Genomic DNA, 18,075 nt, shown 5'->3' with positions numbered 1-18,075 from the left:
ATTCGGTTGCCTTAAAGACAACCCGCAAGGACCTCGCCGTCCACGTTTCTCTTTCTTTCTTCACTTGTCAAAGAGCAATGAGCCGTCCGAAGACAACAGCGACCCGCACCGGAAATTCCGGCTTCAGGCCGCGTCACATTTCAGAGAACCCGCGAGACCGGAGCCACTCAGTGGCCAGCCCCGTGATGAGCCCGATTTAGGCCCGTCGAATTCCTTTGTCAACTCCGTATTCGATTTTCTCGAACCCGGCTTCGACCCTCATCCGAAGATGAGCACTTCCAACGAAACAGCTTTCGTTCCCGACCGAGGTCGGGCACCGATGCCCGGTTTCAGAGGAAGTGTTTGGCGCCGTTCGCGTCAGCGGCGGCGTCGATGGGCGCTTTATAGGCCCAACCCTTTTCGCCTGTCAACAACGATGTGAAAGTTTTTTGACGGCTCGAAGACCCTTTTTCCCAACCCCCTTGAATCCTGCGGAGAATGATTGTCTCGCCTCACTGCGGACACAGTGGCCATTGAAGCACCAGTCTCGACTGCGACGCTTGCCTTCATGATCAACCACCCGCGCGGACGCATCTGTTGCCCTGTGCGGTTGCCATTGATTGTGCTAGAGCGCCCTTCCCACCTCGTAACACTAACGCCTGAGTCCTTCGCTCTTTTATGAGACACGCTCCTCCAGACGAGATGCCTGCAAAAAGCTCCCGAAGGGAAGCTTCGCGCGCGTGGTCGGTGGATCTTGGGCATGAGCCGCCACTCAATACAAACGGCGGCGCGGCTCCCGAGGTCGACAGGCGGGACGTCAATTTGCGCTGGCTCGGCGCAAGTGTTCTGACCGGCCTCACAGGCGCGGCCCTGATCGGCGCCTCTATCTATATCGCACTGGAAGGCGCGACGACCTCCGTGTCCCAGCCCGAGCGCGCGACCGTCAATGCGGCGCGTAGCTCAGATGTCTCCGAGGACCGCACCACGAATGTCGCCCGTAAAGGGGATCGACTGAACCGTGCGGAAAATACGGTTTCCGCCAAGCAAAGCTTCCGGGCGCCAATGACCATCCGCAATGGCGATCGGGAGGCGATCAAGGTCCGCCAGTTCGTGCGGGTCGCGACCAATCTGTCGCTGACCACCGGCACGTACGCGACGGATATTCCCCCCTTCAATCCGATGCGCCTTTTTGCGGAGGACTCGCAGGAGCGTGCGGTCGAGCCGACGCCCGAGATTTCGGACGCCGATGTCTCGGTGGTGCGGCGGGACCTGACTCTGCTCGCTATCGAGGCCAGCGCCCCCTCGCTGGCCGACAAGGATGTTCTCGCGATCATCGAGGAGGAGCGCCGCGTCTCCGCCGAAACCGGACGCCGGGCATCGGTCCCAATTCCAGCCCAACAAATGCTGTCGCGAACCCTTCGGCAGCCGGATGGGCTCGGAGACGCGCTCGGCTATGCCCGCATCGTGAATGCGCCTTTCAGCACCATCGAAGTCCGGGTCGTACCTGAAAATGTGACGAATCTTGCGAAAATCGACCAACGTTCCGCCACCCCTCTCACCGAGGAGCGGGACGTCGCCCTCAAGAAGGGTGAGACTCTCGAGACGACTTTGCGCGCCTACGGGGCGAACCCGGACCAGATCCTCGCGATCACGACCGCGCTCGCCGCCCGCGTCAAGGTTGCCGGCCTGACGGAAGGCCAGCGGCTGCGCATCCTCATCGGCCCCGGCCCGCGCCTCGGCGACCCCAAGCAGATCGTGCGCGTGCTGGTCCTCGGAGAAAAAGGTATCGAGGGAATCGCCGCGACGAACGATCGCGGGCTTTTCGTCTCAGTGTCTCCTCCGACCGACCAGAACGACGGGAAGCAGACCGTTGCCCGGGACGAAGAGGCGGATGACGAGGAATCAGGCGGCGTCAGTCTCTACCAGAGCCTTTACGAGACGGCGTTGAAGAACGAGCTGCCCCGTCAGACGGTGGATGAACTGGTTCGGATCTTCGGCTACGACGTCGATTTCCAACGCCGCGTCTCGTCGGGCGATACCTTCGAGATCTTCTACGGGTCGGACGAAGAAAACGGCACACCCGAGGTGATGTACGCGGCCCTCTCCGTCGGTGGCGAAGCGCGACGCGTGTACCGCTATCAAGGCGATGACGGATCGATCGACTTCTTCGATGAAGCCGGACGCTCCCTCAAGAAATTCCTGCTGCGCAAGCCTATCGCCGAGGGCATCCTGAGGTCGGGCTTCGGATCGCGTTATCATCCGATCCTGGGTTACACGCGCCCTCACACGGGCATCGACTGGTCCAACAAGATCGGAACGCCGATCATCGCCGCAGGCAACGGCACCGTTCTCTCGGCAGGTTGGGAGTCGGGCTATGGCCGTCACGTCGAGATCCAGCACACCAACGGCTATGTGACGACCTATTCGCACATGTCCAATTTCGGTAAGGGCATCGTCGCCGGCATCAAGGTCCAGCAAGGCCAGGTGATCGGCTACCTGGGCAGCTCGGGCCTCTCGACCGGCCCCCACCTCCATTATGAAGTGAAGATCAACGGCAGCTTCGTCGATCCGCTGAAAATTCGCCTGCCCCGGGGGCGGGAGCTCGAAGGCCGCGGGCTCGCGGAATTCAAGCGCCAGCGCGAACAGGTCAATGAGTTGATGGCCCATGCGGGAGCATCCGCCAGCCTCGCCCAACGCGCAGAGCTTCGCTAAAGCCGATGCTTGACCTCCTGATGATCGTCCTGCCGGTCTTCGGCCTGATCGGGATCGGTTATCTCGCCCGTCGCACGGGCTTCGTGTCCGACCGAGCAGGCGAAGGTCTGTCCGAGTTCGTCTTCACGCTGTCCGTGCCCTGTCTGATCTTCAAAACGCTGGTTCGGGCAGACATCCCCGCCGTGCAGCCCTGGGGATACTGGATCTCGTATTTCGTCGGGGTCGCCGTCGTTTGGGCCCTCGCCATGGTGGTGGGGCAGCGGGCGTTCGGGCTGAAGGGAATTTCGGCCGTGGTCGCCGGCTTCTCGGCCGGACAGGCGAATACGGTCTTCGTCGGCGTCCCGATGATCCTGAAAGCTTATGGGGAGGCGGGGGCGGTTCCGCTCTTTATGCTCATTGCGGTGCATCTGCCGGTGACAATGACGCTTGCAACGATTCTGGCGGAAGGCCGCCAGGCGTCGCCGCTCCGCATCCTTGGTCGCCTCGCAACCCACCCGATCGTTGTCGGGATCATCGCGGGCTCGGCCTGCCGCCCATTGGTGGCCTATGTCCCCGGACCGTTCTGGCAGATGGTGGAATTGTTGGGCGGCGCGGCGATTCCTTGCGCTCTGATCTCCATGGGAATCGCACTGCATCGCTATGGGCTCGAAGCGGGGTGGAAGCTGCCGACTGTGATCTCGGTCCTGAAACTCGTGCTGCACCCCCTCATCGTCCTGGTTTTGGCGACGCAGGTCTTCCAGGTACCGCCCATTTGGGCTGGGGTTGCAGTCCTATTCGCTTCCTGCCCGTCGGGCATCAACGCCTATCTCTTCGCCGAACGCTACGGTGAGGGGGTTGCCTTGGCGTCGAGCGCCGTGACGCTCTCGACCATGCTGGCTTTGGGGACGACGCTGTTCTGGCTTTACGTGCTCGGACTCGGGTGAAACGAAAAGCCGAGGCGCCGTCGCAGTTCCGCCGCCCCGATCCCTTGCGCCCGTAGCTCCAGCAGCGATTCCGACCGCCGGCTCTTCGCGAGCTTGTCTCCGCTCAGGTCGCGCACGAGGTCATGGTGATGGTAGCGAGGCGTCGGTAAGCCTAGCAGCGCCTGGAGCAGGATATGCAGGTCGGTCGCGGCCTCCAGGTCCTTGCCACGCACCACATGGGTGATCCCTTGCAGGGCATCGTCAACGACGACGGACAGATGATAGCTCGTGGGTACATCCTTGCGGATGATCACCGTATCGCCCCAGCGCGATGGGTCCGCGTGGCAGGCCTCCTCTCCTCCAGCCCGATCGAACCGCGTGAAGACATGCGGCCCCGGCGCGAGCGCCAGAGCCGCCGTCATGTCGATACGCCAGGTATGCGGTCGGCCCGCGAGGGCGAGGCGCTCAGCCTTCTCAGGCTCCAGGGCCTTGCAAGTGCCGGGATAGAGCGCCGCCCCATCCGGGTCGCGCGGCCAAGGCCTTCCCGTCTCGGCTTCGCGACAGGCGATCGCCTCGGCAATGTCCTTTCGGGAGCAGAAACAGCGATAGACCACGCCCCGCTCCCTCAGCTTGGCGAAGGCAGCGCGGTAATCGTCAAAATGTTCGGATTGCCGCCGAACGGGCTTTTCCCAATTCAGGCCGAGCCACGTCAGGTCGTCATAAATCGCCGCCTCGAATTCCGGCCGGCAGCGGGTGAGGTCGATGTCCTCGATCCGCAGCAGAAATCGCCCGCCAAAGCGCTGTGCGAAATCCGCATTCAACAAGGCCGAATAGGCGTGCCCGAGATGAAGCCGCCCGTTCGGGCTGGGGGCGAACCGGAAAACGGGCTTCATCACCTGGATCCGTCTTCTAGAAAGCGAAACGCGGAGGACCGGCCGAGCCTCAAGCTCGCGCCGCCGCGAGCGCCATCTGGGCTCCATGACGGAGGAAAGCCCCGTCACTCGCCACTGAGATGAGATGAAAACCCTTATTGGCCAGTTCCAAGGCCCGCGCCCCGGAAGTGGCATAGATGCCGGCGACTTTGCCGGCGGCCTTCACGCGGGAGAGCGCGAAATCGAGCGCTTCCTCGACCTCGGCACTCAACGGATTCAGCTCCCTGCCGTCGGACAGGGCGATCGAAAGATCTGCGGGGCCGATGAAGATGCCGTCGATGCCCGGAACCGCCAGAATATCGTCGATGATGCCCAAGGCCTCCCGGGTCTCCACCATGGCGAGGGAGACGGACAAGCCGTTCGCGGCCTGAAAATAGTCCCCCGGCTGCATTCCCGAGAGCGCCAGCGCCCCGTGCGGACCCCAGCTTCGCTCGCCGACGGGCGGATATTTCATGAACGCGGCGAACCGGCGGGCATCCTCGATCGTATTGATCATCGGCGCGATCACACCCGACGCACCCGCGTCGAGAAAGCGCGAGGCGGTGGCGAATTCCCCAACCGGCACCCGCACCATCGCCGGTTTCCCGGCAGCGGCGATCAACGGCACGGCCCGGAGGGCGGTGGAAAAATCAATCGCGCCGTGCTGCATGTCGACGATGACCGCGTCGAAAGCCTCGCGAGCGAGGAGCGCGGGAATGGCAGGATCCGGCATCCCGCACCAGGCGGTCAGGGCGGCAGGGCCGCCCTTGAGACGGTCGAGGAGAGATGGATTGGTCAAGATGGCACCCTTTCCCGGAGGCTTATGAGAATCATTTGAGCGCCATGGCAGCGCGGCGTCGAGGCTCAAGCTTATCGGCCGGCCTTAATTTCTTCGACCGCTCTCGCCATCAAATCCCCAAGAACGCGGCGGAACTCCGCGTCGTCCACGGCTTTACCGGCCGCTTCGAGATCGCGGTGCACTTTACGGATGATGTCCGCGTCGCCCGCTTCCTTGAAATCGGCCAGAACCACGCTCTTGGCATAGGCTTTCGCCTCCGGACCGGTCTTGCCGAGCTTTTCCGCGACCCAGAGGCCGAAAAGCATGTCGCGGCGGGCCGTCGCCTTGAAGCGAAGCTCCTCGTCGTGCGCAAATTTCTTCTCGAAGGCATCCTCACGTTCGTTGAAAGTGGTCATCGACCTGTTTCTCCCGTGCCAGAACCTTCCGCGATATAAGGGCGCACTCGCGCCATCGCCAGTCGCCACCATTTCTACACAGAGAGGCCTCAAGTGGGCTGTAACTCTGCAGCAAAACCGCCGCGTTGTGCTTATCCAAGGGATCGGATAGGTTGCGCCGCAAGCGGGGCGGCGGGTCAAACCGCGCTCATGCCAGCCGCGGATCTGACAGTTTATTCCTCAAGGGGCCACGGCAATGGATTTCCTCAAACCACGGTACACGCCTATGAATCGTCGCCGTCGCATTTATGAAGGCAAGGCGAAGGTCCTCTATGAAGGTCCTGAGCCCGGCACGCTCATCCAGCATTTCAAGGACGACGCAACCGCCTTCAATGCCAAGAAGCATGAAGTGATCGACGGCAAAGGCGTGCTCAACAACCGGATCTCGGAATATATTTTCCAGCATCTGAACGATATCGGCGTCCCGACCCACTTCATCCGCCGCCTCAACATGCGCGAGCAGCTGATTCGGGAAGTCGAGATCATCCCGCTCGAAGTCGTCGTGCGGAACGTGGCGGCCGGTTCGCTCTCCACGCGCCTCGGAATCGAGGAGGGCACGCAGCTCCCCCGGTCGATCATCGAGTTCTATTATAAGAATGACGCGTTGAACGACCCGATGGTCTCGGAAGAGCACATCACGGCCTTCGGCTGGGCGACCCCGCAGGAGATCGACGACATCATGGCGCTCGCCATCCGGGTCAACGATTTCCTCTCCGGCCTCTTCCTCGGCGTCGGCATCCGCCTCGTCGACTTCAAGATGGAGACGGGCCGTCTCTGGGAAGGCGAGATGATGCGCATCGTCGTCGCCGACGAAATCTCCCCCGATTCCTGCCGTCTCTGGGACATCAAGTCCAAGGACAAGCTCGACAAGGACCGTTTCCGCCGTGACATGGGCGGCCTGGTCGAGGCCTATTCGGAGGTGGCGCGCCGTCTCGGCATCATGTCCGAAAACGAGAACCCCACCATGGGCGGCCCGCGCCTCGTGCAGTGAGCGGGTTTCCCTTTGAAGATCCAATGCCCGGTTCCAAGCCGGGCATTGTCGTTTGGGCTCCTTCTTGTTGTCCTGACCTTAAGCGGCTGCGGCTACATTCCCCGCCCCGTCGGGGGCGTGCCGCCGGGAGCGCCTTGGGAGACCCTCCCCTTGCGCAAGTGGCTCGCCGAGGACCGTGCCGAGCCGCAAGCGCTGTCCTTCTGCGCGCCGCCCGAGTGCCGCCCGGGGCTTGCCGTCGCCGTCGTGCGCTTGGCGGGAAAGGATGCGGAGACAACCGACCGCGTGATGAGGAAGCCAGAGCTTCTGGCGCAGGCGCTTCGCTCCCCTGCGGGACAGGGAAAGTCCGCCAGAACCCGAATTTCTGTACAGCCTCTTCAGGAAGGGCCGGCCTACGGCTTCACGATCAGCCTTGCTTCTGCCAAGGGCGGCAAGCGTCCTGCTTATGGAGCAACGCTTGGGCAGCGCTCAGGCGATGACCTGGAAGTCGTTCTGGTGATCGGCGAGGAGGCCGATGCCGTCGAAGCCACCGCGCGTCGCGTCGCCCGCGCCGAATTGGGACATTGAAGCCGTTGTTTCTTGAAGCCATTGGCTTTATGGCGTTGGCGATCTCTTCAACAGCCCGAGGATCCCATGAAAGCTCGCGTCACCGTGACCCTGAAGAACGGCGTCCTCGATCCGCAAGGCAAGGCCATCGAAGGCGCATTGAAATCCCTCGGGGTCGAGGGCATCGCCAGCGTGCGCCAGGGCAAGGTGTTCGACATCGAACTCGGGACAGTGGACAAGGGCCACGCCGAAGCGTCGCTGAAAGCCGCATGCGAGAAGCTTCTGGCGAACACGGTCATCGAAAACTATCGCGTCGAGATCGCGTGAGGCGACCATGAAATCCGCAGTCCTCGTCTTTCCCGGCTCCAATCGCGAAGGCGATATGGTGCGCGCGCTGACCCAGGCCGGTTCCAAGGTCGAGAAGGTCTGGCACGCCGATCATGAGCTGCCCAAGGGCACCGATCTCGTCGTGCTGCCCGGTGGCTTCTCGTATGGTGACTATCTGCGCTGCGGCGCGATCGCCGGGCGGGCTCACATCATGGATGCGGTCCGCGCCCATGCGGCGCGCGGCGGGCTGGTCCTGGGGGTCTGCAACGGTTTCCAGATCCTGTGCGAATCCGGGCTTCTACCGGGAATCCTGATGCGTAACGCCAATCTCAAGTTTATCTGCCACCGCCAGTTCCTGCGGGTCGAGCGGAACGATACCGTTTTCGCCAAGCGCTACGCCAAGGGTCAGGCCATCGACGTCTGCGTCGCCCACGGCGAAGGCAACTACACGGCGGATACCGAAACCCTGAAGCGTCTTGAGGGCGAGAGTCTCGTCGCCTTCCGCTATTGCGATGCCGATGGACAGGTGACCCCCGACGCCAACCGCAACGGCTCGATGAATTCCATCGCCGGTATCTATTCCGAAAAGCTCAACGTGATGGGGATGATGCCCCATCCGGAAAATCTGATCGAGGATCTCGTCGGTGGAACCGACGGACGCGGCCTGTTTGAGAGCCTCGTGTCGTCCTTCGCCAAGGCTGCATAACGTCTGGAGCGGGGAAAGACGCCCCGCTCACCCCGAGGACACCTGATTGCCCCTCCCCTCTCCCCGACAGGAGAGGGTAAAGAAGCGAGACCCTGATGATCCGCAACGACGTCGCCATCACCCCGGAGCTGGTCAAGGAGCACGGGCTGAAGCCTGACGAATACGAGCGCTTCGTGGCCCTCATCGGCCGCACGCCGACCATCACCGAGCTCGGCATCGTCTCGGCCATGTGGAACGAGCATTGCTCGTACAAATCATCCCGCCTGCATCTGCGCGGCCTGCCGACGAAGGCGCCGTGGGTGATCCAGGGACCGGGCGAGAACGCGGGCGTCATCGATATCGGCGATGGGCTGGCCTGCGTCTTCAAGATGGAAAGCCATAACCACCCGTCCTTCATCGAGCCCTACCAGGGCGCGACGACGGGCGTCGGCGGTATTCTTCGCGACGTGTTCACCATGGGCGCGCGCCCCATCGCGGCCTTGAACTTCCTGCGTTTCGGCGAGCCTGACCATCCCAAGACCCCTCACCTCGTCTCGGGCGTGGTCGCCGGCATCGGCGGGTACGGCAATTCCTTCGGCGTGCCGACGGTCGGCGGCAGCGTCGGCTTCCATCCGCGCTACAACGGCAACATCCTCGTCAACGCCATGGCTGTGGGCCTCGCCCGCACCAATGAGATTTTCTATGCGGCGGCGACCGGCGTCGGCAATCCGATCGTCTATCTCGGCTCAAAGACCGGCCGCGATGGCATCCACGGCGCGACGATGGCGTCCGCCGAGTTCGATGAATCGTCAGAGGAGAAGCGCCCGACGGTGCAGGTCGGCGACCCCTTCGCGGAAAAGCTGCTGTTGGAAGCCTGCCTCGAACTGATGAAATCCGGCGCGGTCATCGCGATCCAGGACATGGGCGCGGCGGGCCTGACCTGCTCCGCCGTGGAGATGGGCGCGAAGGGCGACCTCGGTGTCGAGCTCGACCTCGACAAGGTGCCCTGCCGCGAAGAAGGCATGACAGCTTACGAAATGATGCTGTCCGAGAGCCAGGAGCGCATGCTCATGGTGCTCAAGCCGGGCATGGAGAAAGAAGCCGAGGCCATCTTCATCAAGTGGGGTCTCGATTTCGCGATCATCGGCCGGACCACCGACACCCTGCGCTTCGTGGTGAAGCACCAGGGCGAGGTGATGGCCGATCTGCCGATCAAGGAGCTGGGTGACGAGGCCCCGCTCTATGACCGTCCGCATATCGCCAACACCCATCTGCCCGTGATCCCGGCTACGAGCGTCAAGGCGCCGGTCTCCGAGGCTGACGCTCTGCTCAAGCTCGTCGGCTCGCCCGACCAGTGCTCCAAGCGCTGGGTCTGGGAGCAATACGACCACCTGATTCTCGGCAACACGGTGCAGATGCCGGGCGGCGACGCGGGTGTCGTGCGCGTCGAGGACGGCCCGAAGGGCCTCGCCATGACCACCGACGTGACGCCGCGCTATTGCGAGGCTGACCCGGTCGAGGGCGGCAAGCAGGCGGTGGCGGAAGCTTGGCGCAACATCACCGCCGTCGGCGGCCTGCCACTGGCGATCACCGACAACCTGAATTTCGGCAACCCGGAACGGCCCGAGGTGATGGGCCAGTTCGTGGGTTGCCTGCGCGGCATCTCGGACGCCTGCCGGGCGCTCGATTTCCCCGTCGTGTCCGGCAACGTGTCGCTCTACAACGAGACCAACGGACAGGGCATCCTGCCGACCCCGGCCATCGGCGGCGTCGGCCTTCTCGACGATGTCACGGTGAACGCCTCCGTCGCCTTCAAGCGCGAGGGCGACGCCGTCATCCTCATCGGCGAGACCCAAGGCTGGCTCGGCCAGTCAATCTACCTGCGCGACATCTGCGGCCGGGAGGAAGGCGCGCCACCGCCTGTTGACCTCACCGCCGAGCGGCGCAATGGCGACTTCGTGCGCCAGCTCATCCGCTCGCGTCAGGTCAAGACTGTGCACGATTGCTCCGATGGCGGCCTTGCTCTGGCGCTCGCCGAAATGGCCATGGCCGGCGGCATCGGCGCCGTGATTGCGACAGCGCCCGAGGGTCTGCCGCTTCACGCCTTCCTCTTCGGCGAGGACCAGGGCCGCTATGTGCTCGCCGTCAACCCAGACGAAGCCGCCGACATTCTCTATGAGGCCGCCTCGATCGGCGTTCCGGCCATGGCGCTCGGCGTCACGGGCGGCGATTCATTGATTCTGCCGGGCGGACAGGCCATATCGGTGAAGAAATTGAAGGCAGCGCATGAATCCTGGCTGCCGGATTATATGGCCGGCAAGGCTTGAGGACCTGATACGATGCCTATGGACGCACGCGAAATCGAAACCATGATCAAGGCCGCTCTTCCGGATGCGACGGTGGAGATCAAGGATCTGGCAGGCGACGGCGACCACTACGCGGCGACCGTCAGTTCCCAGGCCTTCAAAGGCAAGTCGCGGGTCCAGCAGCACCAGATGGTCTATGCGGCGCTGCAAGGAAACATGGGCGGCGCGCTGCACGCCCTTGCCTTGACGACGCTGGCACCCGACAATTGAGGCGAAGCCCGGCGCCTTGAACGCCGAATAGGAGAATTCCATGACCGACGCCCGTCAAACGATCGACAATGAAGTGAAGTCCAACGACGTCGTGCTCTTCATGAAAGGCACGCCGCAATTCCCCATGTGCGGGTTCTCGGGCCAGGTGGTTCAGATCCTGAACTATCTCGGCGTGTCCTATAAGGGCGTCAACGTGCTCGAGGATGAAGGCGTCCGCCAGGGCATCAAGGACTATTCCAACTGGCCGACGATCCCGCAGCTCTACGTGAAGGGGGAGTTCGTCGGCGGCTGCGACATCACCCGCGAGATGTTCCAGGCCGGCGAGCTGCAGCAGCTCTTTGCCGACAAGGGCATCAAGGTCGAACAGAGCGCCTGAAGCACCACGCGGGCCAAGAATCACAAGAATCAAAGGCGGGTTATCGACCCGCCTTTTTTGTTGCGCGCCCTCCCCTCGCAAGGGCGGATTTTTGTCGCATCCCCCATACGACCACGTTTTTGGCGCATTGGGCCGGTTTTGATCCCCCCGATCGCCGCCACAAGAACCAAGACGCGGCATCACGAATGGGGGCCTCCATGCTCGAATCAGAATCGAATGTCGTCGCGTTCCGGCCGCGCAAGGCGGCCGACAAACAGCACCAGGTCCAAAGCCTGCTTGAAAGGGTCTACGCGGCGGGGTCGATCCCGGTTCGGGCCGACGACATCGCCACGAAAACGGCGGCCATGATGCTTGAGGCACTGGGCCTCCTCGTCATCGAGCAGGTTCTGACCGACGGAACCATTGATCCCGTCATTCGCGGCCAGGCCACCGGCCGCCCCTGGCGGCTCTCGAAACCCGCCTTCTCGGGGCCAATCGGCGTTCCGGATGCGATGGGGTTTTCAGCCTAAGACCGGCCGAGAGCCGCGCGCATGAAGGCCAATGCGTCGGGCGAGGCCCACTCTGCAGGGCCTTTGAGAAGTGCGATCTCGCAGCCGGACTCGTGGACAATGAAAGTCGCCGGCAAGCCGACGACGTGCCCGGATTTCTGGAGCGTTTGCAGCACCTTGCCGGCCGGGTCGGCGTAATAGGCGAGACTGTGAATTCCGTTCTCCTGAAGCCACGCCTTCGGCTTCTCAGGATTGCGAGTATCCACGTTGATGGCGACGACTTCGAAATCCTTAGCCCCCAGCTCCGTCTGGAGCTTGTCGAGCGCGGGCATTTCCTGACGGCACGGCACGCACCACGTCGCCCAGAGATTCACGAGAATCGTCTTGCCCCGAAAATCGGAAAGCGTCTTCGCCCGCCCATCCGGCCCGGTAAAATTAATCATCGGTGGCGCCTTTGGCGCGCCGTTCACCCCGACCGCGGCCAATTCACCCGTCGCCAAGGGTTTGAGTTTTTCGGTGATCGGCTTCGCGGCGCGGCATTCGCCAGCATCCGCTAAGGTGAGGTTGGATTTCGAAAGCCCGTACCAGGCCGCGGCAGCCCCGACGAGAGCCAGCACCACGACACCCAAGAGCCAAGGGAGGATCCGAGCGGTTCGGGATTGAGAAGAGCGCGACATGCCGGGTGGTGTGACGCTTTTTTGCGTCCTTCTCAAGCCCCGGATGGAGCCAAGCTATGCCACCCCCCATCACGATCGGGTGTAGAGCGTCTGACAACAAACGCTCCGGCAGCAGCAACCGCCGGAGCTTTGAAACAAGGCGGAAAATCGTCCGCTCAAACGATGAAGAAGTCTTTTTCGGTCATCTTGAGGTTCTTGCTCACGGTCGCGAAGGCGACAGCCGCGCCCTTACCATCGCCATCAGCGTCGTAATAGAGGACGCCCTTCTTCTTGTCGTAGATGATGCGGTCATCCTTATCATGGGCCTTTGCCCCGACCCAGAACGCGGTCTTGGCAAGGAAACCCTTCTTCGTGATCTTCGAAAAGACGCTCTTGGCGAGTTGGATCGTATCGTCCTTCACGTTGAAATCGACGATCTGATCCAGGTTGGTCTTGGCGTTGAGCTTCGCGTCGAACAGGAACGTATCCTTGCCGGCTCCGCCAGTCAGGACGTCCTTGCCAAGGCCGCCTGAGATCACATCGTTATCGAACCCGCCATCGATGGTGTCATTGTCAGCACCGCCGGTGATCGTGTCATTTCCCAACCCGCCGATGATCGCGTCGGCGCCGAGGCCCCCGTCAATCTTGTCGTCGCCACCGGCGCCATCGAGGGTGTCGTTGTCAGCCCCACCGGTGATCGTGTCATTTCCCAATCCGCCGATGATCGCATCGGCGCCGAGGCCCCCGTCAATGTTGTCGTCGCCACCGGCGCCATCGATGGTATCCGCGCCGGCTGCTCCGGCGATGACGTTCGCGCCCTCGTTGCCGGTAATCGTGTCGGCCGCGCTGGTGCCCGTCAGACTGATGGATGCGCTCCCCGCAGCGACCAGCTGTTCCACGTGATCCGCCAGCGTATAACTCACGGAGGTGATGACTTTGTCCGACGCTCCACCAGACGCGGTCTCCACCACGAGGTCGCCTGCACTGTCGACGTAATAGACGTCGTTGCCGCCACCGCCTTGCATGGTGTCGTTGCCAGACCCGCCATCGAGGGTGTTGGCCCCATCATTACCGATCAGGGTGTCGTTCATGTTGGCGCCGCCCAAGGTCAGGGCCAACGTTCCCGTGCTGGCCTGCAGCACCTCGACTTCCGTGTCGTTTCCGAGGGTCGCGCTATAGCCGACAATGATCGTGTCACGACCGCCGCCATGTTCCTCGATCACCACGTCGCCGGGGGTCAGGTAATAAATGTCGTCGCCCTTGCCGCCGATCAACGTGTCCCTCCCGCTGCCGCCGATGAGAATGTCGTTGCCGCCATAGCCATAGAGCAGGTCGTCGCCGCCACCGCCAGAAAGCGTGTCGCCATAGGACGTGCCGATGAATTGATCATCTTCGTCGGTGCCCGCGAGGTTGATCCCCGCTTCACGCGAATCGAAAATCTGAAAAGCCGTCTTGGTCTCCGAAGAGGACTTGTCGACCCAGGACACCACATAGCGGCCATCCGCCAGGGCAGCGATGGACGGGTCTTCCTGGCTGTCCGCCGTTTTTTGCCCCACGACGGAGGCGCTGTTCACGAGCGCTCCTGTTTTGGAATAGGTCGCGACCAGAACGTCGGATTGAGTATCGAAGCGCATGAAGGCAATGGCAAAGCCGCCGTCCGACAGGGTCTTCACGACGGGCGAACTGAGCGTCGTATTGTCTTTTTGGTAGACATTGATGCCCCCTCCGACTGCTCTTCCGCTGTCATCGAAGATCTGGGCTTTCAATTGGTTACCCGCGCTCGACCCGTTGTCCCAGACAACGAGGAACCGGCCATCAGTAAGCGCCGTCACCGACGGAGGGGAGGAAAAGTCGTCGAGGTGCAGAAGGGTGACCTTCTTGATCGACGTAGGCGTGCGGATATAGGCCCAGAGATCCGATCCGGGCTGGTCGTCCGCCGCCGGCGCGAGCGAGATTGTGACATACGCTCCCGTCGTCAATGTTGCGACCGACGGCATTGAGGTTTTTTCGCTCAAGACCTCATCGCTGCTCGCGTTACCCTCGCTGTCGAAAAACGAACTCCGCAGTTTTCCTTCGTTCGCATAAGAGATGGCGTAGCGCCCGCCATCGAGCGCCGTGATCTTTGGGAATTCCAGTTCGCCTCCATAGCCGACCGTAATGATATCGCCCGCTGGCTTGGCGTCTGCCTTGAAAATTCTGGACTTGATGAGGGTGGTTGAGGTGCCGTCGAAGTCCAGCCAGGCGACCACGAAGCGACCGTTACTGAGAGCGGTGGCCGTGAAGGAAGGGACGAAGGCGCCCGCATTGGCGTCAATGACGAATGCGGCCCCGCTCAACGAGCCGTCAGCGTTGAGGATCTGACCGACGACCTCGTTACCGCCCGCAGCCTTCGAACGTCCCCAGACCGCGAGGAACGTGCCATTGTTCAAGGCCGTAATGGCGGAGTTGTTTACGCCGTTGAAAACACGTTCAGGCCCAGACGGAATCAGTTGCGACATCGAAGTCCCTTACCTTTGGATATTGCGTCATGTTATAACTATCCAATCGCGACACTTCTGTCATCCGCCCGCCGGCGCCTTTATGCCATGCTCCCTTTACCAGCTCTCCACCTTGCCTCTCGCCTCGGCGGCCGGTTCCCGTTATGGTGCGGCCACGTTTCGGAGCATCTGATGTCGTCTAGTCTGGTTTTCCCCCGCGTCGCGCTGATTGCGGGCCTTGTCATCCTTAGCCTGTCGGCTTGCGGCCGGCGTGGTGCGCTCGAGCCGCCGCCAGATCCGTCCGCCCCCCAGACGCAGCAGACGGTGAGCGAGGACGAGACGGACGAGAGCACACTCCCCTCTCCCGTCGGCACGCCGCGCAAGAAGATCAATCGCAGCTACAAGATCCCCGACAAGCCCTTTATTCTCGACCCGCTTCTCTAGGCCGCGTCATGCATCACTTCGCCTATCGTCAAGGTGTCCTCCACGCGGAGGATGTCGATCTGCGCCGCCTCGCGGATCAGATTGGAACGCCGTTTTACTGCTATTCCTCGGCCACGCTGGAGCGGCATTACCGCGTCTTCGCCGAAGCCTTCGCGGACACGGATGCTCTCGTCTGCTTCGCGATGAAGGCCAATTCCAACCAGGCCGTGCTGAAAACGCTGGGGCGGCTTGGCGCGGGCATGGATATCGTCTCGGAGGGCGAATTACGCCGCGCGCTCGCGGCCGGTGTCCCAGGGCAACGCATCGTGTTCTCGGGTGTCGGCAAGACGAAGGCCGAGATGGCGTTCGCGCTCGACAGCGGAATTCTCTGCTTCAACGTGGAATCGGAGCCTGAGCTCGAGGCACTCTCGGAGGTTGCTGTCTCGAAGGGCTTGCGCGCGCCCATTTCCATTCGCATCAACCCGGACGTGGACGCCAAGACCCACAAGAAGATCTCGACCGGCAAGTCGGAAAACAAATTCGGCATCCCGATCGCCCACGCCCGCGAGGTCTATGCGCGGGCTGCCAGACTGAAGGGTATCGAGGTGACCGGGGTCGATATGCATATCGGCAGCCAGATCACGGACCTGGAGCCTTTCGACAACGCCTCGGCGCTGCTGGCGGAGCTGGCGCGTGATCTTATGGCAGACGGCCACAAACTCCGTCACATCGACCTCGGTGGGGGACTCGGTGTGCCCTATCGGGAGGACAACGAGCCTCCGCCCGACCCGCAAGCCTATGCGCAGATCATCAAGCGCCACACGCGCGATCTCGGTCTCAAGCTCGTCTTCGAGATGGGTCGTCTGATCGCCGGCAATGCCGGTATCCTGGTCACGCAGGTCGTCTATGTGAAGGAAGGCGCGGGCAAAACCTTCATCATCGTCGATGCGGCGATGAACGACTTGATCCGCCCGACCCTGTACGACGCGTATCATGACATCAAGCCTGTGATCGAACCTGGGCGGGACGCAAAGCACGTCGTCGCCGATGTGGTCGGCCCTGTTTGTGAAACCGGCGATTATCTCGCCCTCTCGCGCGATCTCCCCGCAGTGAAGGCCGGCGATCTCCTCGCCCTCATGACCGCGGGCGCTTACGGCGCGGTGCAGGCCACAACCTACAACACCCGCAGGCTCGTGCCCGAAGTGCTGGTTCGCGGCTCGGACCAGGCTGTCGTGCGGCCCCGCCCCACATATGATGAGTTGATCGGCCTCGACCGGATTCCGGATTGGCTCGCCTAAACTCTCGCACAGCACACCGCTTCGCTATTTCGCAGAACTCGCCCCGGTCTCACGACCCGGCGCGAGCCTGAGGGCATGTCGCGTGTTCCGCCAGGGCCGGGCATCGCCGTCCGCAGCAGCCGCTTTGTCGCGATGAAAATAAGAAAAGGCCCCGGCAGTTTTGCTGCCGGGGCCTTCCATCGATTTGTCGTGGCGGAATGATCCGCGCTTAGATGACCATGAAGTCGGCGGCGGTCATCTTGAGGTTCTTGGAGATCGTGGCGAAGGCGACAGCCTTGCCCGCACCCGAACCGTCGGCATCGTAATAGAGGACGCCTTTCTTGTTGTCGTAGACGATGTAGTCGTCCTTATCCTTGGCCTTGTCGCCGATGGTAAAGAACTTCTTGTCGAGCTTCGCCGGGCTCGTGGGCGAGCCTTTCTTGCCGAGCTTGGTGAAGATGGCGTTGTCGAGCCAGATCGTGTCGTCCTTGACGTTGAAGTCGACGATCTTGTCGAGGTTGTTCTTCGCGTTCAGCTTGGTGTCGAACACGAACACGTCCTTGCCGGCGCCGCCGGTCAGGGTGTCGTTGCCGAGACCGCCGCTGAGCGTGTCGTTGCCGGCCCCGCCGTTGAAGTTGTCCTTGCCGGTGCCGCCGACAAGGAAGTCATCACCGGCAGAACCGACCCGGTTCTCGACGGCCACGTCGCCGACATCGATCTTGAAGGTCTTCTCGAAGGTGGCCCCCGACTTGTCCTGCACCTGCACCTTGATCGTGTGCGACTTGGCCTGCTCGTAATCGAGCTTCAGGCCGTTGGCGACCACGAGTTTGGTCCCGCTCGCGTCGAGCTTGAAGCGGCCACCCGCATCATCGACGAGCTTGTAGGTGAAGGTCTCACCGGCATTGGTGTCGATCGCCGACAGCGTCCCGACTTCCGAGTCGGTGTTCGCCATTTCCAGGACGGACAGGCTGCCGCTCAACTTGATATCCGTCGGAGCGCGGTTGGCCACCTCGGACACCACCTTCACGGTGCTGTTCGTGGCCGGCGTGGCGTGAGCCTCATCGGACACCGAGATGGTGAAGGTCGTGGTGACCTTGTCGCCCGTCTTTCCGGTCGGATTGTCGGTCGGGTTGAACTTCACGGCGGCCAGGGTCGTGGCCAGATCGGCGGCCTTGCCCTTGAACGTGTAGGTCTTGACGCCGTCGGCAACCGCGGAGGTGGCGGCGCCGAAATTCTCGAGCGCGCCGTTGGCGGCAGCGAACGAGATCTTAACCGTGAGGTCATCGTTGTCTGCGTCGGTGAAGGTGACGCCCGTGAACGGCGCCACGCTCGGGCCGTTATCCTGGGCTTGAGTCGTCGCCTTGGCTGCGTCGACCACCACCGTCGGAGCATGGTTCTCAGGCTCGACGACGACCGGGACGTCCTTCACGGTGACCGTGAACTTCTCCATCACCGAGGCCGTGCCATCGCTGACCTTGACCCACACGTCGAAAGTCTGGTCGGCTTCAACCTGGATGCC

Annotated in this window: 17 protein-coding genes and 1 pseudogene; 12 read left to right on the top strand and 6 right to left on the bottom strand. The window is 62.4% G+C overall.

Annotated elements, in window-relative coordinates; translation table 11 throughout:
* Positions 1-726: 726 nt before the first annotated feature.
* Together I2H38_RS20370 and I2H38_RS20365 are read left to right on the top strand one after the other, a co-directional pair.
* Positions 727-2,691 carry a M23 family metallopeptidase gene (locus I2H38_RS20370; RefSeq protein ID WP_324617457.1) on the top strand — a complete coding sequence of 655 codons (1,965 nt, stop codon included), beginning with the start codon at positions 727-729 and terminating at the stop codon, positions 2,689-2,691.
* Between the two features lie 5 nt (positions 2,692-2,696).
* Positions 2,697-3,614: an AEC family transporter gene (locus I2H38_RS20365; protein ID WP_196273706.1), complete on the top strand. Its 918-nt coding sequence runs from the start codon at positions 2,697-2,699 to the stop codon at positions 3,612-3,614.
* On the opposite strand, the gene gluQRS is transcribed toward I2H38_RS20365, so the two are convergent.
* From gluQRS to I2H38_RS20350, 3 genes are all read right to left on the bottom strand, one after another.
* The gene (gene gluQRS, locus I2H38_RS20360; protein ID WP_196273705.1) at positions 3,593-4,486 is read right to left on the bottom strand and encodes a tRNA glutamyl-Q(34) synthetase GluQRS; all 894 of its coding nucleotides are present in this window, start codon (positions 4,484-4,486) and stop codon (positions 3,593-3,595) included. The genes I2H38_RS20365 and gluQRS overlap by 22 nt on opposite strands.
* 49 nt (positions 4,487-4,535) lie before the next feature.
* A complete protein-coding gene (locus I2H38_RS20355) occupies positions 4,536-5,303 on the bottom strand; it encodes an HpcH/HpaI aldolase family protein (RefSeq protein ID WP_229426848.1) in 768 nt (255 codons plus the stop codon).
* A gap of 71 nt (positions 5,304-5,374) precedes the next feature.
* Positions 5,375-5,698, bottom strand: a complete 324-nt coding sequence (locus I2H38_RS20350; protein WP_196273704.1) for a DUF1476 domain-containing protein — start codon at positions 5,696-5,698, stop codon at positions 5,375-5,377.
* Positions 5,699-5,933: 235 nt separating this feature from the next.
* Between I2H38_RS20350 and purC the strand changes: the two genes are divergently transcribed.
* From purC to I2H38_RS20310, 8 genes are all read left to right on the top strand, one after another.
* Positions 5,934-6,728 (top strand): phosphoribosylaminoimidazolesuccinocarboxamide synthase, encoded by a 795-nt coding sequence (gene purC, locus I2H38_RS20345; RefSeq protein ID WP_196273703.1) that lies wholly within the window; start codon positions 5,934-5,936, stop codon positions 6,726-6,728.
* A 150-nt stretch (positions 6,729-6,878) separates the two neighbouring features.
* Complete coding sequence (locus I2H38_RS20340; RefSeq protein ID WP_196273702.1) at positions 6,879-7,292, top strand: hypothetical protein; 414 nt, start codon at positions 6,879-6,881, stop codon at positions 7,290-7,292.
* Between the two features lie 66 nt (positions 7,293-7,358).
* Positions 7,359-7,598, top strand: a complete 240-nt coding sequence (purS, locus tag I2H38_RS20335; RefSeq protein WP_196273701.1) for a phosphoribosylformylglycinamidine synthase subunit PurS — start codon at positions 7,359-7,361, stop codon at positions 7,596-7,598.
* A gap of 7 nt (positions 7,599-7,605) precedes the next feature.
* Positions 7,606-8,304 carry a phosphoribosylformylglycinamidine synthase subunit PurQ gene (gene purQ / locus I2H38_RS20330; protein WP_196273700.1) on the top strand — a complete coding sequence of 233 codons (699 nt, stop codon included), beginning with the start codon at positions 7,606-7,608 and terminating at the stop codon, positions 8,302-8,304.
* A 95-nt stretch (positions 8,305-8,399) separates the two neighbouring features.
* Complete coding sequence (gene purL, locus I2H38_RS20325) at positions 8,400-10,610, top strand: phosphoribosylformylglycinamidine synthase subunit PurL (protein ID WP_196273699.1); 2,211 nt, start codon at positions 8,400-8,402, stop codon at positions 10,608-10,610.
* Between the two features lie 12 nt (positions 10,611-10,622).
* The gene (locus I2H38_RS20320; protein WP_196273698.1) at positions 10,623-10,859 is read left to right on the top strand and encodes a BolA family protein; all 237 of its coding nucleotides are present in this window, start codon (positions 10,623-10,625) and stop codon (positions 10,857-10,859) included.
* A gap of 40 nt (positions 10,860-10,899) precedes the next feature.
* The gene (grxD, locus tag I2H38_RS20315) at positions 10,900-11,235 is read left to right on the top strand and encodes a Grx4 family monothiol glutaredoxin (RefSeq protein WP_196273697.1); all 336 of its coding nucleotides are present in this window, start codon (positions 10,900-10,902) and stop codon (positions 11,233-11,235) included.
* Between the two features lie 197 nt (positions 11,236-11,432).
* On the top strand, positions 11,433-11,744 hold the full coding sequence (locus tag I2H38_RS20310) for a hypothetical protein (RefSeq protein ID WP_196273696.1): 312 nt from the start codon (positions 11,433-11,435) through the stop codon (positions 11,742-11,744).
* Here the strand turns inward: I2H38_RS20310 and tlpA are convergent.
* Positions 11,741-12,400 (bottom strand): thiol:disulfide interchange protein TlpA, encoded by a 660-nt coding sequence (gene tlpA, locus I2H38_RS20305; RefSeq protein WP_196273695.1) that lies wholly within the window; start codon positions 12,398-12,400, stop codon positions 11,741-11,743. The genes I2H38_RS20310 and tlpA overlap by 4 nt on opposite strands.
* Before the next feature lie 155 nt (positions 12,401-12,555).
* Positions 12,556-14,877 carry a calcium-binding protein gene (locus tag I2H38_RS20300; RefSeq protein ID WP_196273694.1) on the bottom strand — a complete coding sequence of 774 codons (2,322 nt, stop codon included), beginning with the start codon at positions 14,875-14,877 and terminating at the stop codon, positions 12,556-12,558.
* 171 nt (positions 14,878-15,048) lie between these two features.
* Here I2H38_RS20300 and lptM point away from each other — a divergent pair, with 171 nt between their 5' ends.
* Both lptM and lysA read left to right on the top strand, forming a co-directional pair.
* Entirely contained in the window at positions 15,049-15,300 is a 252-nt protein-coding gene (lptM, locus tag I2H38_RS20295; RefSeq protein ID WP_196273693.1) for an LPS translocon maturation chaperone LptM, read from the top strand.
* An 8-nt stretch (positions 15,301-15,308) separates the two neighbouring features.
* The gene (lysA, locus tag I2H38_RS20290; RefSeq protein ID WP_196273692.1) at positions 15,309-16,577 is read left to right on the top strand and encodes a diaminopimelate decarboxylase; all 1,269 of its coding nucleotides are present in this window, start codon (positions 15,309-15,311) and stop codon (positions 16,575-16,577) included.
* A gap of 208 nt (positions 16,578-16,785) precedes the next feature.
* On the opposite strand, the pseudogene I2H38_RS21470 reads toward lysA, so the two are convergent.
* Positions 16,786-18,075: pseudogene (locus I2H38_RS21470) on the bottom strand (hypothetical protein); the annotation flags it as partial.

It is taken from the genome of Microvirga alba (assembly GCF_015694465.1).
GTDB classification, from domain to species: domain Bacteria; phylum Pseudomonadota; class Alphaproteobacteria; order Rhizobiales; family Beijerinckiaceae; genus Microvirga; species Microvirga alba.
Note: the sequence above shows the minus strand (reverse complement) of the source record. Positions and strands in the feature narration are given on the sequence as shown.